At 66.9% G+C, this 23,859-nt stretch carries 11 protein-coding genes and 1 pseudogene; 11 read left to right on the top strand and 1 reads right to left on the bottom strand.

The features are described 5' to 3' along the window. The first annotated feature begins 9 nt into the window (after nucleotides 1-9). The 4 genes from BJ970_RS39205 (at nucleotide 10) to BJ970_RS32455 (ending at nucleotide 3,119) form a co-directional block, all read left to right on the top strand. Complete coding sequence (locus BJ970_RS39205; protein ID WP_281399658.1) at nucleotides 10-141, top strand: hypothetical protein; 132 nt, start codon at nucleotides 10-12, stop codon at nucleotides 139-141. 75 nt (nucleotides 142-216) lie between these two features. Further along, nucleotides 217-429, top strand: a complete 213-nt coding sequence (locus tag BJ970_RS32465) for a hypothetical protein (protein WP_184731345.1) — start codon at nucleotides 217-219, stop codon at nucleotides 427-429. Nucleotides 430-543: 114 nt separating this feature from the next. After that, complete coding sequence (locus BJ970_RS32460; protein WP_246471921.1) at nucleotides 544-2,361, top strand: gamma-glutamyltransferase family protein; 1,818 nt, start codon at nucleotides 544-546, stop codon at nucleotides 2,359-2,361. Nucleotides 2,362-2,423: 62 nt separating this feature from the next. Then, complete coding sequence (locus tag BJ970_RS32455) at nucleotides 2,424-3,119, top strand: YoaK family protein (protein WP_312864581.1); 696 nt, start codon at nucleotides 2,424-2,426, stop codon at nucleotides 3,117-3,119. Nucleotides 3,120-3,156: 37 nt separating this feature from the next. Here BJ970_RS32455 and BJ970_RS32450 read toward each other — a convergent pair whose 3' ends face one another. Continuing rightward, nucleotides 3,157-3,891 carry a GntR family transcriptional regulator gene (locus BJ970_RS32450; RefSeq protein ID WP_312864580.1) on the bottom strand — a complete coding sequence of 245 codons (735 nt, stop codon included), beginning with the start codon at nucleotides 3,889-3,891 and terminating at the stop codon, nucleotides 3,157-3,159. Nucleotides 3,892-4,569: 678 nt separating this feature from the next. Here BJ970_RS32450 and BJ970_RS32445 point away from each other — a divergent pair. The 7 genes and pseudogenes from BJ970_RS32445 to BJ970_RS32415 all read left to right on the top strand — a co-directional run bounded on the left by BJ970_RS32445 (nucleotide 4,570) and on the right by BJ970_RS32415 (nucleotide 23,853). Next, nucleotides 4,570-10,623: a type I polyketide synthase gene (locus BJ970_RS32445; protein ID WP_184731340.1), complete on the top strand. Its 6,054-nt coding sequence runs from the start codon at nucleotides 4,570-4,572 to the stop codon at nucleotides 10,621-10,623. A 126-nt stretch (nucleotides 10,624-10,749) separates the two neighbouring features. Next, a pseudogene (locus tag BJ970_RS32440) lies at nucleotides 10,750-16,146 on the top strand (thioester reductase domain-containing protein); the annotation flags it as partial. 984 nt (nucleotides 16,147-17,130) lie between these two features. Continuing rightward, the gene (locus BJ970_RS32435; protein ID WP_184731330.1) at nucleotides 17,131-18,483 is read left to right on the top strand and encodes a Vgb family protein; all 1,353 of its coding nucleotides are present in this window, start codon (nucleotides 17,131-17,133) and stop codon (nucleotides 18,481-18,483) included. 330 nt (nucleotides 18,484-18,813) lie between these two features. Continuing rightward, nucleotides 18,814-19,716, top strand: a complete 903-nt coding sequence (locus BJ970_RS32430) for a hypothetical protein (protein ID WP_184731328.1) — start codon at nucleotides 18,814-18,816, stop codon at nucleotides 19,714-19,716. Nucleotides 19,717-19,721: 5 nt separating this feature from the next. Next, nucleotides 19,722-20,063, top strand: a complete 342-nt coding sequence (locus BJ970_RS32425; protein WP_184731326.1) for a hypothetical protein — start codon at nucleotides 19,722-19,724, stop codon at nucleotides 20,061-20,063. Nucleotides 20,064-20,434: 371 nt separating this feature from the next. Continuing rightward, nucleotides 20,435-21,175: an alpha/beta fold hydrolase gene (locus BJ970_RS32420; RefSeq protein ID WP_184731324.1), complete on the top strand. Its 741-nt coding sequence runs from the start codon at nucleotides 20,435-20,437 to the stop codon at nucleotides 21,173-21,175. Between the two features lie 416 nt (nucleotides 21,176-21,591). Beyond that, nucleotides 21,592-23,853, top strand: a complete 2,262-nt coding sequence (locus tag BJ970_RS32415) for a LuxR C-terminal-related transcriptional regulator (RefSeq protein WP_312864631.1) — start codon at nucleotides 21,592-21,594, stop codon at nucleotides 23,851-23,853. The last annotated feature ends 6 nt before the right edge of the window (nucleotides 23,854-23,859 follow it).

Raw genomic sequence — 23,859 nt, 5'->3', positions numbered from 1 at the left:
GGAGCAGCAATGCCACAAGATCGTGATTTTTACTTGGAAGCCGACCGCGAACCTGACGGCGACCTACCCGGATGGGAGAGCCCGGTCCTGATCAACCCAGGGGAGTTCAACTTCGGGCACGGTCCGGGTGAGGAGTGGTGACGGTACAAGATCGAAGCTGAGCAGAACGGCTATGCCCGCCGACAGGTGGCATCCGTGATGCGCGAGGAGTGACTGGTGACTGACCTGGACCGCATGGGCCGTGCCCCGTTGCACTACGCGGCCAAGGACAACGACGTCGCCACTGGGATCCGGTGCTGGGTAGTACGGGGTGGATGGATTCTGGCCCGGAGGGGGATTTCCCGATTTTGCCTGAACTTGTGGACAACCCTGCCGGAGGCGGTCGGTGTGGCGGGGCGGTCGGAGTCGGATTTGCGACGGGAGGTCTAGCGAGTCTGGCCAAATACGCAGCACTGGGGCGCCGTTTGGGGCCCTCGGAGGACTATGGTCCCGACTGACTTCGGCTTTATTGCATCCAATACTAAAGGTTTGCATACTGTTTGTATGGCTCATGACCCGCTTGCCCGGACGTCTACCGCACCGCCCGCGGACACCACGCGACCGACGCTGACCGGGTCCTTCGGCATGACCGCGTCGACCCACTGGCTGGCGACCGGAGCGGCTCAATCGGTCCTGGAGCGTGGCGGGAACGCCTTCGACGCCGCCGTCGCGGCCGCGTTCGTGCTGCACGTGGTCGAGCCCCACCTGAACGGTCCGGGCGGTGACCTGGTGGCGATCATCGCTCCGGCCTCGGGGGGCGTTCAGGTGGTCAACGGCCAGGGCCCGGCTCCTCGGGGCGCGACGATCGAGCACTTCCGGCGGGAGGGACTGACCGAGGTGCCTGGCGCGGGAGCGCTGGCCGCGGCTGTTCCCGGTGCGGTGGCGTCGTGGCTCGATCTGCTCGCCGAGCACGGGACCTGGGAGCTGGCGGATGTGCTGGCCTATGCGATTCACTACGCCGAAACGGGCCACGCGGCCGGGCGTGGGCTCTGCAATGTCATCGCGACGATGGCCGAGCAGTTCATCACCCGCTGGCCCACCTCGGCCGCGCAATGGCTCAGGGGCGGGGCCGCGCCGGAACCAGGGCAGGTGATCACGAACAAGGCCTACGCTCAAACGCTTCGTCGGCTCCTCGCCTGCGCGGCCGGCGGCGGTTCGTCTCGGGGCGAGCGCATCGGCAAGGCGGCCGAGGCATGGAGATCCGGGTTCGTCGCATCGGCCATCGCCGAGTTCGCCGCCACGGCCCACTGGCACTCCTCGGGCACCGACCATGCCGGCGTGATCGCCGTCAGAGACTTCGAAGAGTTCCGCCCGGCCTACGAAGCTCCGATGCGTCTGGAGTTTCGCGGCATCACCGTCGCCAAGCCCGGTTTCTGGGCGCAGGGCCCCGTGCTGCTCCAGACGCTGGCGATTCTTGACACCGTCGACGAGCGCCGGCTGGATCCGTCCACCGCGCTCGGGGCGCACACCATCCTGGAAGCCTTGAAGCTGGCGCTGGCCGATCGTGACTGCTACTACGGCGAGGCCGGGCGCGAACCGCGGAGCCTGACCTCGCTGCTGTCCCCTGACTATGCGCGGGAGCGTGCGGCCGCCATCGGAGAGACCGCGTCGCACGACTACCGGCCGGGCCGGGCACCGGGCCTTGAGCCACGGGTGCCGCCGCTGCTCGTCGCGGAGTCCCCCGGGCAGCAGGCCGGCGTGGGCGAGCCCACCGTGTTCCCGACCGGCGACACCCGCGGCGACACCTCCCATCTCGACGTGGTCGACCGCTGGGGCAACATGGTCTCGGCCACCCCGTCGGGAGGCTGGCTGCAGTCCTCACCGACCGTGCCGGCACTCGGCTTCTGCCTGGGCACCCGGCTTCAGATGACCTGGCTGGACCCCGAGAGCCCATCGGGATTGCGTCCCGGGCGGCGCCCGCGCACCACTCTCAGCCCCACCCTGCTGCTGCGGGACGGGCAAGCGTTAGCCGCACTGGGAACCCCCGGCGGAGATCAACAAGACCAGTGGCAACTGCTCTACCTGCTCAGGACGCTCGTCGGCAGGTACACGCCCCAGCAGGCCATCGACGCGCCGGCCTTCCACACCGTCTCGGCGATCAGCAGCTTCTGGCCGCGCGTATGGACTCCCGGCGGAGCGGTTGTCGAGCGGCGTCTGGGTAGCGAGGTCATCGAAGAACTCCTCCGCCGAGGGCACCGGGTCACCGTCTCATCGGACTGGAGCCTGGGGCGTCTCTCCACGGTGACACGCGACCCGGCGACGGGATTTCTCTCCGCAGCGGCCAACGCCCGCGGGGCCCAGGGCTATGCGGCGGGCCGATGAACGCTCTCCCCCCGAGCTCGCGAGCCACCCGGCCACGTTCGAGGCCCGGACACCGGTTCCCCGTGGCCGCGACACTGGTCCTCACCTTCTCGACGGGAGTCGCTGACGCGGTCGGCTACCTCGCCCTCGACAAGGTCTTCACCGGCAACATGACAGGGAACGTGGTGATCCTTGGCATGGGCATCGCCGGCGCCGCACGCCTTCCGGTGGCCGGCCCAGTCCTCGCACTGGCCGCCTTCATGGCCGGCGCGACGGTGGGTGGCCGGTCGATGCGCGGCGTCAGTGCCGGGTGGACACCGCGAAGCGCGTGGCTGCTCACCGTTGTGGGACTGGCCTTCGCCGCCGCCACCGGGCTCGCGGTGTCTCCCGTGACGCCGCACACCGCTCCGGCATTCGTCCTGACGGCGCTCCTCGCGGCCGGGATGGGCCTCCAAGCCTCGGTCGCCCGGCACATCGGCGTCAAGGACGTCACGACCGTCGTGGTGACGTCGACGATAACCGGTCTGGCCGCGGATTCCTGGATCGCGCGGCGCGCCCGGCAGCCCTGGTTCCGCCGGGCGAGCGCGATCGTCCTCATTGGAGCGGGCGCCTCGCTCGGCGCGGTGCTCGTCCACTTCGCGGTATGGGCAGGCGTGGCACTCCCCGCGATCCTGACGCTGCTGGTGGCCGTCACCCCCTGGATCCGGAGCGTGACCCACCGGTCCGGCAAAACCAGTGCGAGACCGGCTAGGAAACATCGCGGGCAATCCTCGGAGTGAACCGGTCAGCGGCTTGCTGCCGTCGGGGCAGCCTCGCTCAAGCCGAGGTGTCCTGCCGGTCCTCGATCCAGCGCGCCATCGCCTCCGCCGAGGACCGGATGTGCCGTCTCATCGCCGTCCCCGCGCGCCGGACGTCGCCGTTCGCGATGGCCTCGACGATGGCCTTGTGCTGCTCGTGGTTCTGCCGAAGCAGCCGGGAGTTACCGGCGTAAGCCGAGTAGGCCGAGTTCCGGGGCAAGCGGCGGCCGATGTCGGCGATGGCGATCCCCAGCTGGCGATTGCCGGAGGCCTCCAGGATGACGGAGTGGAACGCCTCGTTCGCCTCGGCCCAGAGCTGCCTCGGGTCCTCCGGCGAATCCGCTGCGCCGCTCGGGTTGGCCGACCGCTGGCGAGCTTCGTACTGCGGCCACACCGACCGCAGTCGCTCCAGCTGCCGGTCATCGATGCGCTCGGCGGCCAGCTCCGCCGCCAGGCCCTCAAGCTCCGCGCGCACGGCGCCCAGCTCCCGGATGTCCCGGCCGGAATGCCCGTTCACGCGAGCGCCCCGGTTCTGGACGATCGTGACGATCCCCTGCGCGCCCAGCACCCGCAGGGCCTCGCGGACCGGGGTCCTGCTGACGCCGAACTCGTCCGCGAGCGCCGCGTGGCGCAGCCAGCTGCCGACCGGGATGTCCCCGCTGAAGATGCGGCGCTGCAGTTCGTCGACCAGACGATCACTCAGTGATGTGTCGACCACGTTCGTCTCGTTCTCGCCCATGGACTTGCCGATCACCGTCCCACCAGCTGATTGAATGCTATTCTACTCCGCATGCACCCAAAGCTCTGAGCCTTGGCGTGCACAGCCGGTGGCTCGGTGTCACCGCTGGGCGGCTCCGGGCGCCGGTTCCTCGGTTCGCGGCAGGCCGGGAGTATCCGGTTTCTGTGGCAGACAGAGTCGGTCATCCGGATTCGTATGGTTTCGCCGGTATGTGACAGCGGGGCGGGTGTACCTCAACCGGTACAGACCGCAGCACCTTCGCTGGCGCGAATGTGCAAGGGTTGGGGTCCAAAGGGCACATTTAATGGCATGCGGCTATGCCACATCTGTTACGTTTGCGGCAACGCAAATGAGAGCACCAAGATCGTCCACGTTGGTTCGATTGGACCTGAATGTCTTGCCAAGATATCCCTTTTCTGGCAGTCGTGTTTGGATTTGTCGCGGCGCACCGGACTAAAGTTGCTGTCACGCGTCACGTTGGCAGGTTTAACGGGTATTTGACCGGGTCGGCGTTTGGTGGCGCGCTCCTCGCCGTGGTAGCCCCCTCTTTCCGGTCATGATGTTCGGAAGAAGCGCCGGTGAGACATCGTGAGTCTCGTGTGGACCGCGGCGTTTCCCCAGCATGCCAGGGAGTTCTTACCGCCGAACCGGAAGGACTTGTCGGTTCGGAAATGATCAAGGAGCGATGGCACGGTGCAACGCGATTCTGACTCGCTGTTGTGGGGACTGTCCGCGGTAAGCGCGGGCTCGTTGCGGGCGCAGGCAGGTTTGTTGCTCGACCGGCTACGCGCGCAGTCGGACTGGCGGCCGGCGGACGTGGGTTGGTCGCTCGCTCAGTGCCCAGCGGAAGGTTGGCGCGCGGCGCTCGCCGCCGACAGCCGGGATGGCTTTCTGGAGGCGCTTACGGCCCTTGCGCAAGGGCGCAGTGCCGCCGGGCTGGCGGACGGAAGCCCGGTCGATGGTGGCGTGGTGTTCGTGTTCCCCGGGCAGGGGTCGCAGTGGCAGGGTATGGCGCTCGACCTGATGGCGTCCTCGGTGGTTTTCCGGGAGCGGATGGCGGAATGCGCGGAGGCGTTCACGCCGTTCATCGATTGGTCATTGCTCGATGTCGTCAACGAGATCCCGGGCGCTCCTTCGCTGGAACGCACCGACGTCGTGCAGCCTGTGTTGTTTTCCGTGATGCTCTCGTTGGCGGCATTGTGGCGTTCGTACGGAATCGAGCCGTCTGCGGTGCTTGGGCACAGTTTGGGCGAGATTGCCGCCGCGGTCGTGGCCGGAGCGTTGTCGCTGGGCGACGGCGCCCGGATCGTGGCGCGGTGGAGCCAGTTGCAAGCCACGCTGTCCGGCCACGGCGCGATGATCTCCGTTCCGGCACATGTCGACGTCGTGCGGCCACGATTGATTGCGGGACTTGAGATCGCGGCGGTCAACGGCCCACGGTCGGTGATCGTCTCCGGCGATGCCGAGGCCGCTCGAAGGCTGCGCGACGAGTTCGCCGGGCAGGGAATCAAGGCCAGGACGATCGGCGTGGACCTGGCCGCGCACTCCGCGCACATCGACCGGATAACACCGCGACTGCGCGAGGCTTTGGCCCCGCTGCGCCCTCGCCCGCCCAAGACGCGTTTCTATTCGTCGGTCATCGCCGAAGAATTGCCCGAGGACGTGGCGCTGGACGCCGACTACTGGTGCCGCAACCTGCGTAGCCCGATCCAGTTCGAACGGGCCGTCCGCGCCGCGCTCACCGCCGGAAACGCGGTATTTCTTGAGGTCAGCCCGCATCCGGTGCTCACCGCGGCCATTCAGGAGACCGTCGAGTCGGCCGGTGTGCGCGCCGCCGTCCGCGCCTCGGTGCGTCGTCGTCAGGCGGGAATGGACAAGGTCGTGCGGACGCTCGGTGAGTTGTTCGTCGACGGCGTCGATATCGACTGGAAAGCGGTCTACCGAGACCACGACCGTCAGATCGTCGACCTTCCCGAGGCCATGCCGGAGGTCGAGGCGGATCCCGAACCACCGCTTCGCGAACGCCTGACCGGGATGTCCGAAAAGGACCAGAAGGCGTTGCTGGTCAACGTCGTCTGCCAGGAGGTCGAGGCGTTACTCGGCTCGGCCGACGCGGTGCGTCCGGATCGGCCGTTCCGCGACATGGGTTTCGACTCGGTGACCGCGCTGGGAATCCGTACCCGGATCGCCGCGGTTGCCGGAATGAGCCTGCCCGCGACCACGGTCTACGATTATCCGACCCCGGCCGAGGTGGCCGAGCTGATCAGGGTCACGCTGACGGATGCTGCACCGACGGTCGACGAATTCACGGTGCGGGCCGAGGACGATCCGGTGGTGATCGTCGGCATGGGGTGCCGTTATCCCGGTGGTGTCGGCAACCCGGACGATCTGTGGCGGCTGGTGTGTGACGGTGTGGATGCCGTGTCGTCCTTTCCCGCTGACCGCGAAGACGACTTCGCGAGCTCCTATGACGGCGAGTCCCGCCCGGCTGGCACCTTCTACCAGCGCGACGCCGGATTGTTGAGCGGAGTTGACCTGTTCGACGCGGGATTCTTCGGGATCAGTCCGCGCGAGGCCGCCGCGATGGACCCGCAGCAGCGGCTGCTGCTGGAGACCTCGTGGGAGGCGTTCGAGCAGGCCGGTATCGTGCCCGCTTCGCTGCGCGGCACCCGGACCGGTGTGTTCGTCGGCGCGATGACCATGGATTACGGCCCCCGCATGGACCAGGGAACCGAGGCGGAGGGGTACGTTTTCACCGGCAGGACCGGCAGTGTCATGTCCGGCCGGATCTCCTATCTGTACGGTTTCGAGGGCCCGGCGCTCACGGTGGACACGGCGTGTTCGTCGTCATTGGCGGCATTGCACCTGGCCGTGCAGGCGGTACGCCGTGGCGAGTGCGGCCTCGCGGTCGTGGCCGGGGTCACGGTCATGTCCGGCGCGGGCATGTTCGTGGAGTTCTCCCGGCAAGGCGGGCTCGCGCCGGACGGCCGGTGTAAGGCGTTCTCGGCGAGTGCGGACGGGTTCGGCTTGGCCGAGGGCGTCGGCGTGGTGCTGGTGGAACGGATGTCGGACGCCCGCCGGGAAGGTCACCGGGTCCTGGCCGTGGTGAAAGGCTCGGCGACCAACCAGGACGGCGCGTCCAATGGGATGACCGCACCGAGCGGCCGTGCTCAGCAGCGGGTGATCCGTGCTGCCTTGGCCGACGCGGGACTCCGTCCCTCCGATGTGGACGTCGTGGAGGCACACGGCACGGGTACCAGGCTGGGGGACCCGATCGAGGCCGGGGCGTTGCTCGCGACATACGGCCAGGATCGCGAACGGCCGCTGCTGCTGGGCTCGGTGAAGTCGAACATCGGGCACCCGCAGGCGGCCGCGGGTCTCGCCGGTCTCATCAAGATGGTCCAGGCCATGCGGCACGGTCTGCTCCCGAAGACACTGCACGTGACCGCGCCGACGTCCCATGTGGACTGGTCGGCGGGCTCGATCGAACTGCTGACCGAGCCGACGCCCTGGCCCGACACGGGTCGGCCGCGCCGAGCCGGCGTGTCCTCGTTCGGCGTGAGCGGGACGAACGCGCACGTCGTGCTGGAACAGGCCGCGGAGCCGGAGGATGACGTTGTCGAACCCGCCTCCGGCGTACTGCCTCTGTTGCTGTCGGCTCGCGACCAGGACGCCTTGCGCAGGCAGGCAGCGCGGATGGCGGAGTTCCTGGAGTCCCGGCCAGCGCTGGCGGACGTGACCTATTCGGCGGCGACTCATCGGTCGTCGATGGAGCATCGGGCGGTGGTACTCGGCCACGACCTCGACCACACGCTCGCCGGGTTGACCGCACTGGCCGATGGCACCCCGTCCGGGGATGTCGTTCAGGGCGTTGCCGAGCGCAGCGGGGTCGTCTTCGTGTTTCCCGGCCAAGGCGCGCAGTGGACGGGGATGGCGCAGGAGTTGGTGGCCTCCTCGCCGGTGTTCGCTACGCGGATGACCGAGTGTGCTCAGGCATTGGCCGAGTTCACCGACTGGGATCTGTTCGAGGTCCTGGGCGCCGCCGACGCCTTGCAGCGGGTTGACGTCGTTCAGCCCGCATTGTTCGCCGTCATGGTCTCGCTGGCCGCGCTTTGGCGATCACATGGCGTCGAACCCGCCGCGGTGATCGGTCACTCGCAGGGCGAGATCGCGGCCGCTTGCGTCGCCGGGGCGTTGAGCCTGCGCGATGCGGCTCGCATCGTCGTGTCCCGCAGCAAGATGATCCGGGACTCGCTGGCGGGTCGCGGGGGAATGGTTTCGGTTCCGCTGCCGGTCGCCGAGGTACGCGCGGGGCTTGCCGGCCGGGAAGGCCGGGTCTCGATCGCCGCGATCAACGGTCCACAGTCGACGGTGGTGTCCGGTGAACCGGCCGCGCTGGAGGAGGTGCTGACGACCTGGGACCGGGCGAAGCGGATTTCCGTGGACTACGCGTCACACTCGGCGCAGGTTGACATCCTCCGCGACGGGTTGCTGGACGTGCTCGCGCCGATCACGCCACGTGCGGCGGATATTCCGTTCTTCTCGACGGTGACCGGCGAATTCGTCGACGGCAGCGCGCTGAACGCCGAGTACTGGTACGAAAACCTCCGGCAGACGGTCCGGTTCGACGAGGCGATTCGTGCCTTCGACCGGCACGTGTTCATCGAGTGCAGCCCACACCCCGTGCTGGCGCCCGTACTGGACGCTACCGCGCTGGGATCGCTGCGACGCGGCGAAGGCGGGCTCGACCGGTTCATCGCGGCGCTCGCCGAGGCTCATGTGTCCGGCGTTTCCGTTACCTGGGAGGGAATTCTGTGTGGCAGGCGGATCGAGCTGCCGACCTATGCCTTCCGGCGGACGCGGTACTGGCTGGAGAGCGGCCGCCCGGCCCCCGCGGCGAAAGATCTCGGCCTGTTCACGGACGACGTTCTCCATGAGGTCGGCTGGGAACCCGGAGTTCTCGCGGAGAGCGGCCACGCCGATGTGGCGGTCATCGGAGCGAACCTGGCCGCCTCCAGCATCGGCGATGCGCCGGGTTATCCGGACCTGGCGGTCCTAGCCGGTGTACTCGGCGCGGGTGTTCCGGCACCGGATGTGGTGATGATGGCCGTTCCCAGCGTCGCACGTCCGGAAGTCGAGGACGTCGCGTCGCTCGTGCACGCCGCTGCGCATCAGGTTTTGGCGCTGGTCCAGGGCTTTCTGTCCGACGACCGGCTCGCCGACGTGCGGCTGTCATTGGTCACCGGCCATGCCGTCACGACCGGCAGCGAGGATCCGGCTCCCGTGTTAGAGGCCGCAGCGGTGTGGGGTCTGGTGCGTTCGGCCCAGTCGGAACACCCTGGCCGGATACAGCTGATCGATCTGGACGGCACCCCCGCGAGTCAATCGGCGCTGCGCGGCGCCTGCCGGTCCGACGATCCCCAGATCGCCATCCGCGATGGCATCGCCCACGTGCCCCGGCTGCGGCGTGCGGTCAACGTGGGCGACGCGCCGCCTCTCACGTTCCCCGCACACGGCACCGTCCTGGTCACCGGAGGAACCGGCACTCTCGGCGCGCTTACGGCACGACGCTTGGTGACCCACCACGGCGTAGGTCACCTCGTGCTGACCAGCCGCAGCGGAGCCGCCGCGCCGGGTGCGGCGGAGCTGACGGCCGAACTTGCCGAACTGGGCTGCAACGCCTCCGTCGTCGCCTGCGACGTGGCGGACCCGGTCGCCCTGGCGGCGGTACTGGACGCAATCCCCGAAGACCATCCGTTGATCGCGGTCGTGCACGCCGCGGGAGTTCTCGACGACGCCGTGATCGGCAATATCACCCCGGAGCGGCTCGATACGGTGCTGCGTCCCAAGGTGGACGCCGCTTGGAACCTGCACCGTCTCACCCGGCACTGCGCTCTGGAGGCCTTCGTCCTCTATTCGTCGATCGCGGGTGTTCTGGGCAATTCGGGACAAGCAGGCTATGCGGCCGCCAACACCGTCCTGGACGCCCTGGCCGCGCGCCGCCAGGCCGAGGGGCTGCCGGCCATCTCGCTGGCCTGGGGCCACTGGGCCGAGTCGAGCGGGATGACCGGCCACCTCACCACGGCCGACGTCGCACGCATGCACCGCGGCACAGGCATGACGGAACTGCCCACCGAACAAGCACTCGCGGCCTTCGACACCGCGTTGCGCGCTCGCGCCGACACCCTGGTTCCCGTCCGGTTCAGCCAGCAGGCTCTGCGTACGGTTGCCCTTGACGGCACGATCCCGCCTTTGCTCAGCCACCTCGCCACCGAGGCGGATCCGAGCGCGCCGACGGCACGGGGCTCCGTGGACGGTGCGGAGACTGACTCCCTCGCCCAGCGGCTGCCGGGGCTAAGTCACGCGGGGCAACAGCGTGAACTCCTCGGTCTGGTCCGTACTCATGTCGCCCTCGTGCTGGGCCATTCCAACCCGGATCCGATCAAGCCCGATGCCACGTTCCTGAGCCTTGGCTGCGATTCGCTGGCCGGCATGGAACTGAGGAACCGCCTCGCCGCGGCGACCGGACTGCGGTTGCCGGCGACGATCGTGTACAACCACCCGACGCCTGACGCGCTGGCCGGTTACCTCCGCACGAGGCTGGTGCCGACCGAACCCGAGCCCGGTGCCGATACGAGCACCACGGACACGTCCACCGATCAACGATCCAGCTTTGTCGTCAGCCGGATTTATGCGGCGACGAACGAGGAACTGTTCCGGCTCATCGACGAAACCCTCGGCGCGTGAGCGTCACCGGCCAAGCGCCAGAACCATCGAAAGTGTCTTATGAACGAGAACGAGAAGCTCGGCAAGTACCTGCGTCGCGTCACGGCGGAGTTGTTCGAGGTCCGCAACCGGTTGACGGAGACCGAAGCACGGCTTCGCGAGCCGATCGCGATCGTCGGCATGGCTTGCCGCTATCCGGGCGGGGTGGATTCACCGGAGGCGTTGTGGCAGGTCGTGGACGGCGGAAAGGACGTAGTCGGCGATTTTCCTACTGACCGGGGTTGGGATCTCGACGCGCTCTACTCCCCGGACCCGGACGCGCCTAGGCGTACTCACACCCGCTACGGCGGATTCCTGCACGACGCACCGTTGTTCGACGCGGCATTGTTCCGAATCTCACCGCGCGAGGCGGCGGCGATGGATCCGCAGCAGCGGGTGGTGCTGGAGACTGCGTGGGAGGCGGTCGAGCGGACCGGGATCGCGCCGAGCGACCTCGCCGGCACCCCGACCGGCGTGTTTCTCGGTGGCAGCGCGCAGGATTACGGTCCTCGCCTGCACGAATCCGACACCGGTTCCGCAGGTCATCTCCTCACCGGCAAGCACAGCAGCGTGATCTCGGGTCGCGTGTCGTATGTGCTGGGGTTGGAGGGGCCGTCGCTCACGGTGGACACGGCGTGTTCGTCCTCGCTGATGGCGATGCATCTGGCGGCGCAGTCGTTGCGGTCGGGTGAGTGCGACCTCGCGTTGGCCGGCGGGGTGACGGTGATGGCGTCGCCGGGGGTGTTCGTGGAGTTCTCCCGGCAGCGGGGGTTGTCCGCGGACGGGCGGTGCAAGGCGTTCGCCGCGGCTGCGGATGGCACCGGGTGGGCCGAGGGCGTGGGTGTGCTGGTGTTGGAGAAGCTTTCTGACGCGCGGCGAAACGGTCGTCGGGTGTGGGCGGTCTTGCGGGGGTCGGCGGTCAATTCCGACGGGGCGAGCAACGGGCTGACCGCGCCGAACGCGCTGTCGCAGCAGCGGGTGATCCGTGCGGCGTTGCGGTCGGCGCGCTTGTCGCCCGGTGAGGTGGACGCGGTGGAGGCGCACGGCACCGGGACCACGTTGGGCGATCCGATCGAGGCCGACGCGTTGCTGGCGGTCTATGGGCGCGAACGCGATCCGGAGCGGCCGTTGTGGTTGGGGTCGTTGAAGTCGAACATCGGTCACAGCCAGTCGGCCGCCGGGGTGGGCGGTGTGATCAAGATGGTCCAGGCGATGCGGCACGGGGTCCTGCCGCGCACGTTGCACGTGGATGAGCCGTCGCCGCATGTGGACTGGGCGTCCGGTGGGGTGCGGCTGCTCACCGAGGCGCAGCGCTGGCCCGAGACCGGCGTGCCGCGCCGGGCCGGGGTCTCGTCGTTCGGGGTCAGCGGAACCAACGCGCACGTCATCCTGGAACAGGCGCCCGAGGACACCGACCAAGCCGGTGCCGGGGTTGGTGAGCGTTCCGAGGCGGGGGTGGTGCCGTGGATCCTATCCGCTCACACACCGCGTGCCCTGACCGCGCAGGCCGAGCGATTGGCCGCGTTCCTGCGCGCTCACCCGGGTTCCGACCCGGTCGACATCGGCTTCTCGCTGGCGACCACCCGCACCTGGTTCGAGCACCGCGCGGTGGTTACCGCGAGCACTATTGCGGGTTTTGCGGGGGAGTTGCGGGACGTTTCGGTGTTGCGGGCGGGTCCGTCGGCGACGCTGTTCGCGTTCTCCGGTCAGGGCGGCCAATACCGGGGAATGGGGCGGGAGTTGGCCGGCCGGTTCCCGGTGTTCGCGGAAGCGTTTCACGCGGCGGCCGGCGAGCTGGACCGGCAGCTGGCCGGGCATGTCGGGTTCGCGGTGGCCGACGTGGTGTTCGGCACGGCCGGTGGCGAGACCGAGCTGGACCGGACGGTGTTCACGCAGGCCGGGTTGTTCGCGCTGCAGGTGGGGTTGTTCCGGTTGCTGGAGTCTTGGGGGATCGTCCCGGACCAGGTGGTGGGGCACTCGGTGGGCGAGTTCGCGGCGGCGCATGTGGCCGGGGTGTGGTCGTTGGCCGACGCGGCGGCCCTGGTCGCGGCGCGTGGCCGGTTGATGCAGGCGTTGCCGGCGGGTGGGGCGATGACCGCGGTGCAAGCCGGTGCGGACGAGGTAGTGCCGTTGCTGGGGGATCGATCGTCGGTGGACCTGGCGGCGGTCAACGCCACGGATTCGGTCGTGATCGCCGGGACGGAGCAGGCGGTGGAAGCGGTGGCGACGGTGCTCGCCGAGCGCGGCCGTAAGACCAGGCGGTTGACGGTGTCCCATGCGTTCCATTCGCCGTTGATGGAGCCGATGCTGGCGGAATTCCGGCGGATCGCGGGCACCGTCGACTACCACGCACCGGTGATTCCGGTGGTGTCCACGTTGACCGGACGGCCGGCCACCGAGGCGGAGCTGACCGATCCCGACTACTGGGTGCGGCACGTGCGAGGCACGGTGCGGTTCCATGACGCGATGTCCGCGATCGAACAGTCCACTGTGGTCGAACTGGGCCCGGATGCGACGCTGACCGCGCTGCTGCAGGACACCGGACATACCGCGGTCGCGACACAACGTCGCAACAAGCCGCAGGTCGACACCGTCCTGAGCACACTCGGGCAGGTGCACGCGGCTGGTCGCAGCGTCGACTGGCGGGCTGTTTATCCCGGCGCACGGGTCGTGGACCTGCCCACCTACGCCTTCCAGCGAGAACGCTTCTGGAGCAGCGTGCCGACCATGGCCGCGGTGTCACCAGTGGACGGGTTGTTCACCGTTGGCTGGAACGATCATTCCCGGAGCGTCACCCGAGCGGCCCGGGTGGTCCGGCTGGACGGCGAACACCCCGATCTGGGTGCCGTCGACGACGACACCGACACGATCCAGCTCCCACTGGCCGCCTCGTCCCGCGACGTGATCACCGAAACCCACGAGCGTGTCCAACGGACTGCGGCACTGCTGCGCGATTGGCTGGGCACCGAACGACTTCGCGCGACCCGGTTGGTGGTGACGGCGACCGGCGCCCTCAGTACCGGCGGCACCGACCCGGTCGACCCGGCCATCGCCGCGGTGTGGGGATTGCTGCGGTCGGCCGAGTCGGAAAACCCCGGCCGCATCACCTTGATCGACCACGACACCCACCCCGACAGCCGCACCGCCTTGCCGGAGGCGATCCACACCGACGAGCCCGTTCTTGCGCTGCGCCGTGGACGCACCTTCACCCCCGCGCTCGCCCCGCCGCCCACCTCCACCACACCCGTCCGGTGGTCTCCCGACGGCACCGTGCTGATCACCGGTGGGATGGGCGCCCTGGGCAGCCTTCTCGCCCGCCACCTCGTGACCCGGCATGGGGTCCGCAAACTGGTGCTCACCAGCCGCCGCGGCATCCATACCCCCGGCGCCACCGCACTACGCGACGAACTCACCGCCCTGGGCGCCCACGCCGACATCACCGCCGTCGATGTCTCCGACCGCGCTGCCCTGGCCGACCTCCTCGACGGGATCGACCTGACCGCCGTCATCCACAGCGCAGGCATCAACGACGACGGCACGATCAATTCGCTGACTCCCACCCAGATCGACAACGTGCTCGCCCCCAAGGTCGACGCGGCATGGCATCTGCACGAGCTCACTCGACACCTCGACCTGGACGCGTTCGTCCTCTTCTCCTCCATCGCCGGCACCTTCGGCGCCCCCGGACAAGGCAACTACGCGGCCGCTAATACCTTCCTCGACGCACTCGCCCACCACCGCCACGGCCAAGGACTGCCCGCCACCTCGATCGCCTGGGGCCTGTGGGACACATCCCAGACCGGCATGGCCGCACGCCTGACCACGAACGACATTCACCGAGTCACGCGCCAAGGCATCAAGCCCATCACGCCCTCCGCCGGCCTCGCGCTGTTCGACGCCGCGATGGGCAGCGAAGCACCCACCGTCGTCGCGAGCCCGATCGACCGAACGCTGATCGAGACGTCCGCGACAGCCCCCGGACTGCTGCGCACCCTCACCATCGGCACACCGGAGCAGGCCGACGGTCCATCGACCAGCGCTGAACAGCTGGCCGAGCTGTCCGGGGACGAACTTCGGTCCGCTGTTCGGAAACTCGTGCTCCGCAAGACCGCTACCGTGCTCGGCCACCGCGATGCCGATGCCATCGCGGACGACAGGCCGTTCCTGGAAATCGGATTCGACTCCTTGTCCGCGGTCGAGCTGCGTAACGGACTCGACGCCGCAACCGGGCTCCGGTTGGCCGCCACTCTCATTTTCGACCACCCCACGCCCAGTGCGTTGGTCAAGCACCTGATGAACCAGTTGGGCGATGGCGAGAGCCACGGGGAGACCTCACCGCGACCAGCGGTGGACTTCGCCTCGGAAATCCACCTGCACGATGCCATCGTCCCCGGCACGGGCGCACCCCGGCATGTCGCCGTCTCGGCGTTTCTCACGGGCGCCACGGGTTTCCTCGGGGCTTTCCTGCTGCGCGACCTGCTCCGGAAGACGCCTATGCACGTGCACTGTCTCGTCCGGGCGGACAACGAGAAGGACGGCCTCGACCGGATCCGGCAAAATCTGCGCTGGTACGGGCTTTGGGCGGACGACTACGGCCAGCGGATCACCGTGCTGCCCGGAGACCTGACCAAGCCACTGCTCGGTCTGGAGCCCACCAACTTCGAGAAGCTGGCCGACGAGGCCGACGTGATCTACCACGCGGGAGCGATGCCCAACTGGCTGTTCCCGTATCCAGAGCTACGTGCCGCAAACGTCGGCGGCACAACCGAGGTATTGCGCCTCGCTGCTATCCGAAGCGTGCCCGTGCACCACATTTCCTCCACCGGCGTCTATCCCACGCCCGCGGATCCCGGAACGCCATTCCGGGTGCAGGATCCCACCGGCCCCGGCGAGGCGTTGACCACCGGCTACCGCCAGAGCAAATGGGTAGCCGAACAGATCATTGATATCGGGCGGGATCGCGGACTGCCTGTCTCGGTGTACCGGGTCGACACGATCTCCGGCGCTCGGGACACCGGCGCCTGTCAAACCCGCGACTTCGTCTGGCTCACTGTCAAGGGCATGGTCGAGGCCGGCGCCGTGCCCCGCGGCCTCGCGGGACGGCTGTACTTGGTGCCCGTCGACTACGTCAGCGCCGCCGTGCTCGAACTCTCGGCCGACCCCAGCCACAACGGCCGCACATTCAACATTGCGAACGAGACCGCGATCGCCTTCGACCAACTGGTGGACTGCTTGCGCGAGTCCGGTTACCAACTGTCCGAATTGGACTGGGAGGACTGGCTGAAGCGGGTCAAGTCGGACGCCGGCAACGCGCTGACCCCGCTGCTGGACGACTTCGTCGCAATCCACACATCCGGCGCCGGCTACCCACTGGTGGACAACAGCGAAACCGCGAAAGCGTTGGCGACGACCGGTCTTGAGGACCCGGTGGTCACTCGGGAAACCCTCATGAGGTACGTGCGCTTCTTCGTCGAATCCGGCTACTTACCGTCACCGGCCAGCTAGGCGCATCGTCCAGGAATTTCGGTCGGGGTATAGATCACCTCGGGCACACAACCCACCGCACGGGTGGTCCTGGGGAACGCCAACCCAGCGCTGAAGACCCGATCGCTGATCAGCGGTCCTCGTTTTCGTGCGGCGTGGAGTTATTGGTACGTGCGTCGTCGAGTCGGCGGTGCGCCCCGTCCTTTGACCAAAGGACGCCATGCTGGATGCGAAAGTTCGAGAGTTCTTGCAGCAGCATGCGGCCAGCAAGCATTTGGTTGAAGTAATGAGGCGCATCGGGCTCATGGAATATACCGAAAACTACTATTCCGGTAGCGCTGGATCATGAAATGTAGAATCGGTGTAAAAATGATCCTCGCATGTTCCCTCGCGCCCGAGGTCGACTTTCGCATCGGGCCCGAGTGGGCGATGCTTCTTGTGTTGGCTAATCCGTCAGGGGAGGAACAACATCACTTGGATATGATCGCTGTTTTGGGCTAGTTTCAACGGCAATGGCAGCGATGTCGATCGGCGCTTGAAGGACTACATACCGGGTGCCGTGGTCGGTCTTGCCGTTGAACAACGATAAGTGCGCGCAGAGGAGGTGGCAGGTCCTCCTGACTGTGGTTCACGGCGTACGGCGGGAGCTCCCGGGGCAAGCACTTCGGCGACGTACCCGTGCACAAATTCAGATTTGTCCCGTTTCGCTGGTTTTCTATAACGATGCGTGGCACGCGGGTGTATGTCGAGAACGACGACCCGCGAAGGTTTATGGGGACGGAGTTACAAGCCACAGCGGAGACTTGTGTGAGCCGGACAAAACGCAAACGTGACAATGATGCGGTGTGGTTCACCGGCGAACATTATTGCAGTTTCATTTTCGGCGAGATCGCGGACGGGCGTGCCCGTGTCCAAGGTAGTGGTTACGGCATTACGGGCATCGCCGTACCAACGTACTGGGTAGTCAGTCAATTACTGCGAGAAAATTTGTGAACGGAGCTACTTATGCCGAACACCGTCGAGACCACACTCGTGACCGACAAACTGAGTCGTCCCACAGGGCTTGCCGTCGATGCTTCCGCCGGCATCGCCTACGTGTGCACATCAGGTTCTCTGACCAAGGTCACGCTCACCAACGGCGCCACCGCGACGGTCGCCACCGGGCTGGGCGACCCGCACACGGTCGTACTCGATGGCCAGGGACACGCCTACACTCCCGACATCGGCGGGAGAACCGGAAAGGTCGACCTGTCCACCGGAAAGAGCGAAACGTTCGGTCCTGAGGAGGCCAGTTATGCCTTCGGGATCGCGATGGCTCCGGCCAAGGACAGCGTCTATGTTCTGCACCGCTCGAGTGGGCCGCTCTTCCAGCTCGACACCACGGGAAAGCTGGTCAAGAAGTTCGACCTGCCTAGTGGCGACTACCACAGCGTGGCGATCGACCACGCCAATGCTTACGTCGTGCGCGACTTCCAGGCAATCCTGCGGGTCGACCTAGGCACTGGAAAAAACACTTCTCTCGCGGATGGTTTCTCAACGCTCTACGACCTGGCCTTGGACGGGCACGAGTCGCTCTACGTCCCCGACTACGACACGGGCATCCTGTGGAGAGTCAACCTCACCAGCGGTGAGAAGGAACAGGTCACCACGGGTTTCCAGGGCTGCCACGGCATGGGCTCCGACGGCAAGAACGCCTACGTCACCAGGCAGAGTCAAGGGAAGCTGCTCCGGGTCAGCAACGTCTTGTCGCCGGTGCGGCCGCCAACGATCACCACACCGAAGGAAAACGACCAGGTCCCCGCCGACCAGGTGATCAAGGGCACCGTGCCCGACGCCGACAAAGTCACCCTCACCGACGGTGCCACCGACCTCGGTGCCGCTGAGCTGAAAGGGACAGACTGGACGCTGAAGCCCAAAAGCACTTGGGCGTTCGGCAAACACGAGGTCAGCGCCGTCGCTCACAAGGCCACTGAGCAGTCTTTGCCTACGGCGGTCCACTTCACTGTCGCCGATCACAACCTCAAGACCGACCAGAAGCTGAACAACCACTGGCAACAGAATGGCAAGTACATCTACTCCTACGATTTGACCATCCACGCCGAGAAGGACCGCGTCTACGAATGGACCGTCTCCTTCGACGCCCGGCGTGGGGCCGTCCTGGATCCGGCCTGGGTCAAGGAATTCTGGGCCAAGGTCGACAAGGACGGATCCGACGGCAGGGTGGTGCTGTCCAACGTCGATGAGAAGCACACCATCGACCCCGACACTCCCCTCACCATCAGGGTGCGGATGCTGTGCCCGAGCGAGGACGCCATCTACAACCAGCTGGACAACCTCGTCACCCACCAAACGAAATGATCTTCTTCGGGTGGCTACCACGACGGATCCCTGAGCCCTGCTTCGAAACCCGCGTCCGCGAGCAGCGCTGGGCCGTCACCGGCGGCTGAGCGCCACCCTCGCCGTCGAACCGAACGCGGACGGGAATCGATCGTGTGCGCTTCCCGGTCACAGCCTGTCAAGCATGCCCGCTCCGTCCACAGTGCACATTCACTCCGGCGGACGGCACGCTGTTGGCGTCACAGCCCACCCCGGACTGAGCAGAACGCGCGCCCGACCCAGCATCGGACCGCCCCGTCCGGCACCTATGGAATACCGGCACCTATGGAATAACCGGAAGGAATGATATCCATGTTGCGCATCACCATCGACGTGTTCTCGGGTCGGCCCAACCCCTCCTACGAGCTCACCGACGCCGAAGCGCGCGACCTGCTCCAGGACGTCGCCCGTCGGCGGGACACCATCACCGGCGTCGCCGAAGGCTTCGACGGCCTCGGCTTCCGGGGCGTCATCGTGGAGTCGCTCACCGACGCGCTGGCCGATGAGTTCGGAGGCGACCTGCCGGCGAAATTCAAGGTCGGCGGAGGGGCCGCGGCCGACGAAGCGAACGGACTGGACATCGCCGAACGCCTCGTCCGCGGGCTGGCCGATCACGAGCCGGCGCCGGACTCGACGCCGGTCGGCGCGAGCCTGATGCAGTATCTAGTGGACCTCCTGCGTGAGCCCCCTGGCGCGGCCACCGGGAGGGACGCTCGGGGACCGGGCGAGTCGGAGCCATCCCCTCGCGACGACACCTGCGGGATCGAAAGCGACAAATTCGACCCCGACTTCTGGAATGCCGCGGACGTCATCACCAAGAACAACTGTTACAACTACGCGTCCGACTGGCGCACTGACACCTTCGCTCAACCCGGGCTGGGAGCGGGTGAAGTGTGGCAGTCGCTGTCCTGTCAGGACGTCACCAGAGCCGCGCTCGCGGATGGCTGCCACCGGCAGTTCGACTGCTTCCCGGACTCAGAGAAGCCGCGACGGCTGGTCGCGTTGGTCATGGCGCCGGACATCGACTACCACTGGTATCGGATCCATACCCACGAAGAGGGTTTCTGGGGGCATAAGCCGGGCGGCACCGCAGCACGCAACGTGGACAACAGCAATCGCCTCATCACGAATCCGGAGACTTGCGACCGGGGGATGTACACGCAGTTCTGCGGATACTTCTACACCTGCCTGTCGCAGCGGAACCGGATCAAATAACGCCCATGCGCGTGGAGCTCGACATCTTCAGCGGTCGGCCGAACCCGGCATGGGAGGCGACGCCGGAGGAAGAAGCCGCGATCCGCGCCCAGGTCGCGCTGCTGACCGACCGCTCCGGCACGGAGCTCAGCGATCGCCTTGGTTACCGCGGGTTCGTCGTCACCGACGAACCCCACGGGCGAACGATCAGGGTGCAGGGTCCGGTCGTTGAGGTCCGTGCGGCGTCGGGGTGGACGGGATGGGCCGACCCCGGCCGGTCGTTCGAAAGCACGCTCGCCGCGATCGCGCGAAGCCACATTTCACCCGAGTTGTACGAACTTCTCATCCGGGAGCTGGGATGCGCCTAGCGGCCGCGTGTCCGTTCACTCAGGCCGAGGCTACGTTGGGGAAGCGGCGTTTTCGCGCGAAATCGCCGCCAGCTCCGCACGAGGAACGCCGTTTTCGCGCGAAATCGCCAACCCCGCCATGCGGTCAGGGCGGGATGGACAGCCATGACGCCGATCACTCGTGTCTGGTTGGTTTCCGGTATGCGTGTCGCTACCGAAGGTTTGGGTAACTGGCCCTGCGCTGGAGGGGGTGCGCTGCACCCTCCCCAGCGGTGTGGCGGGGGTTTAGCGTGGCTGTCGCGGATGGTGTGCGACCGGGTAGATCGACGAGCCCACCATCTTCGCCACGTTCAACCTCACCAACCTCACCAACCTCAGTAAGGAGCCTGTGGATGCGGCTTCCGGTCGACGAAGCCGGGGACGGATCAACGGTCGTGTTGCTTCATGCCAGGCCGGCCGACCGCACGATGTGGCGCCGGCACCTGCCACTGCTCGCCGACGGCGGGGCGCACGCGATCGCGGTCGATCTGCCCGGCTATGGCCAGGCACCGGCGTCGGAAATCGCACCCTGGACCGCCGTGCTCGATACGGTCGATGCCCTCGGCGTCGACCGGTTCGCGCTCGCGGGCAACTCGCTCGGCGCGTTGATCGCCCTGCACACCACAATCCACGCCCCCGAACGCGTCACCGGGCTGGTGCTGGTCGGCTACCGGCCACACGACCAGCCAGCCTCCCCACGGCTGACCAAGGCATGGGAGCGTGAACAGGCCGCGTTGCAAGCCGACGATCTCGACGCCGCGGTCCAGGCCGGAGTGCAAGCTTGGACCGCCGAAAGCGCTGCACCGCAAGTAAAAGCACACGCCACCGACATGCTGCGCAACAACCTGAGACGGCAGTACATCGGCGGCGACACCCCGCCCGAGGTGTCCGACCCGGCAGCCCTCGATGAACTTTCCCACCCCGCCCTGATCGCGGTCGGGGAACACGACATGCCCGACTTCTACGAAGGCGGTGCGAAACTCGCCGCAGCGCTGGACGCCGGAGAACTCAACATCATCCCGGGCGCCGGCCACCTCGCACCCCTCGAACAACCAGAATCGTTCAGTCAACTACTCCTCGGCTTCCTCAACTAGCGCAACAGATCCGCCCAACCCAGAGCCTGCGGCTCGGGCCTGTCCGCTCAACGGTGCATCTGGTCCGGCACGCCGAGCCCACGTCCACGGCGGCCACCCTGGCGAGACGTCACTGTGCGTGAGCGCGGTGCGGACCCCGCCGGCTGGAAGGCGGCACCGGAGGCAACCCGCGATCGCTGCGCAGCCTGACGCCAACGGGTTCCAGGGCGGGACATCGAGGGGAAGGCGGGCTCCACTCCAATGACTCGCGCCGGTGGAGGCGAGCCGTGGGGCGATCTTTCGAATGGTTGCTTGACCTGTTCGTTATCGACGAATAAGCTGAATCGGTCATGTTCGTGGATGCACCCACCTGGCGCGCAGCTCAACCCCCGGTGGAACTCACGAGCTTTGTGGGACGTCGGCGCGAGTTGGCCGACGTGAAGAAACTCCTGAGCTCTTCGCGGTTAGTGACCATCACCGGTGTCGGCGGCGTGGGCAAAACCAGGTTGGCACTGCGGGCAGCCTCGTTGCTGAGGCGGTCGTTTCCGGGCGGTGTCTGGATCATTGAGCTGGCGAGCCTGAACGACCCTCGACTCGTCTCCGACACGGTGGCCGCCACGTTCGGCCTGCGACACCAGCCCGGCACGACGCAGTTGGCGAACCTGCCCGAGCGCTTTCGTACCCGCCCGCTCCTGCTCGTGCTGGACAACTGCGAGCACGTCCTCGATGCGTGCGCGCAGCTCGCGCACTCGCTGCTCGAACAGTGCCCGCTGATGCGGATCCTGACCACAAGCCGCCAACCCTTGGGCATCGGCGGCGAGACCGTCCTGGAGTTGGCTCCCTTCTCGGTTCCCCTGGAGATCGCAGGATTTCCGGGACGGACGAAGCCCCTTCGATACGCGGCAGTCGCGCTGCTGGAGGAGCGAGCTCAAGCCACAAACCCAGCTTTCACGGTCAGCGCGGACAACGCGCCGGTCGTCATGCGATTGTGCCGTCGGCTGGACGGCATTCCACTGGCGATTGAACTGGCCGCGGTCGCTCTTCGGTTCCTGTCGGCCGAGGAGATCGTGATGCGGCTCGATCATCGCTTTGAATTGCTGACCGGCGGAACCCGGGCGACACCGACCCGACAGCAGACCCTGCAAGACATGGTCGACTGGAGCTACGGGCTGTGCTCTCCTGCCGAACAGGTGCTGTGGGCACGGCTGTCCGTATTTGGTCCCGGGTTCGACCTGGAGGCGGCCGAAGCGATCGGTTCCGGCGATGACATCCAGACCGCCGATGTGCTCGATCTGATCAGAGGTTTGATCGACAAGTCGATTGTGACCGCGGAGCGGCATCCGGGCAAGATCCGTTATCGGCTGCTGGAGACACTCCGGGATTACGGCCGGGACCGGCTTGCCGAGCTCGGTGAGACCACCGTCGTCGGTCGCAAGCATCTCCACTACTACCGGCACGTCGCCGTGAAAGCCGAGGCGGAATGGTTAGGCGCCGGACACACCACGGTCTTCGCCCGGCTACGAGCCGAGCACGCCAACCTGCGTGAGGCGATGGAATTCTCGGCTTCCCAACCCGGCGAAGCGCAGGCCGGATCGGTGATCGCCGCCGCTCTTCGGTTTTTCTGGCTCAGCAGCGGCTATGTCTACGAGGGACGTCGTTGGCTTGATCGCCTCTTGGCGTTGACCGCGGAACGCGATTCGGTGCGTGTCAAAGCGCTCTACGTCAACGGGTACTTGAATACCACGCTCAACAACGCGCCATCCGCGACCGCACTGCTGGAGGAGGCCAGAGCGCTGGCCATGGAGCTGGGAGATCAACCAGGGGCGGCCTACGTCGCGCAGATCGCGGGGCTCACCGCCCTGTTCAATGAAGATCCTGCGCGGGCGCGCACGCTCTTCGAGGAGGCCCTTGCCGGGCATCGGCTGATTGGCGATCATGCTGCCGCTGCCTACGATCAGATCGAGCTCGCGTTGTCCGTCGCGTTCCTTGGCGATCACGAGCGCGCCGCCGCGCTGTTCCGTGAGTGCCCAGCCATCGAGGAAACCTACGGCGAACAGTGGATGAGATCGCTTGCCCTGTGGGCGCAGGGAATAGCCGACCTGCTTGCGGGCAATTATCAGCAAGCCGCCGTGGCGCAACTGGAAAGTCTCGTCCTGCGGCTCGACTTCCACGAACAGTTCCAGATCGGGTTGTGCGTTGAGATCCTGGCCTGCATAGCCAGCGCAGACGGTGACGCGGTGCGGGCTGCGACCTTGTTCGGCATGTGCCAGACGATCAAACAGAACGTCGACGCGTCGCTGTCCGGCCATAAACATATCGCGCGCCTCCACGACCGCTACGAGGCAAGAGCACGAAGGTCGCTCGGCGACAAGATGTTCCAGAAAGTCTTCCGCCGGGCCGCGCAGCTCGGCTTCGACGAGGGCATCGCATGGATAACCCAAGACCCGAACAAATCCGGGGAGATAAAAGGCCGCGCGACCGAAGAATCGCACGCCTCCATGCTTACTCCGCGCGAGCAAGAAGTGGCGGCGCTGGTCGCGCAGGGCAAGACCAACAAAGAAATCGCCGCCGACATGGTGATCGCCCGCCGCACCGCTGATTCCCACATCGACCACATACTGACCAAGCTCGGCTTCACCACACGAACCCAGATCGCCGCCTGGGTCACTCAACGGGAGACCGCACCGGAATCCGACTGACACCGC

Source organism: Saccharopolyspora phatthalungensis (assembly GCF_014203395.1).
Classification (GTDB): domain Bacteria; phylum Actinomycetota; class Actinomycetes; order Mycobacteriales; family Pseudonocardiaceae; genus Saccharopolyspora; species Saccharopolyspora phatthalungensis.
The sequence above is the reverse complement of the archived record's forward strand: the minus strand, read 5'-3'. Positions and strand labels throughout refer to the sequence as shown.

Bases quoted from the DNA above. Each gene is read 5' to 3' on its own strand.
- BJ970_RS39205 (WP_281399658.1), top strand. From the start codon at position 10: ATGCCACAAGATCGTGATTTTTACTTGGAAGCCGACCGCGAACCTGAC.
- BJ970_RS32460 (WP_246471921.1), top strand. From the start codon at position 544: ATGGCTCATGACCCGCTTGCCCGGACGTCTACCGCACCGCCCGCGGAC.
- BJ970_RS32435 (WP_184731330.1), top strand. From the start codon at position 17,131: ATGCCGAACACCGTCGAGACCACACTCGTGACCGACAAACTGAGTCGT.
- BJ970_RS32430 (WP_184731328.1), top strand. From the start codon at position 18,814: ATGTTGCGCATCACCATCGACGTGTTCTCGGGTCGGCCCAACCCCTCC.
- BJ970_RS32425 (WP_184731326.1), top strand. From the start codon at position 19,722: ATGCGCGTGGAGCTCGACATCTTCAGCGGTCGGCCGAACCCGGCATGG.
- BJ970_RS32420 (WP_184731324.1), top strand. From the start codon at position 20,435: ATGCGGCTTCCGGTCGACGAAGCCGGGGACGGATCAACGGTCGTGTTG.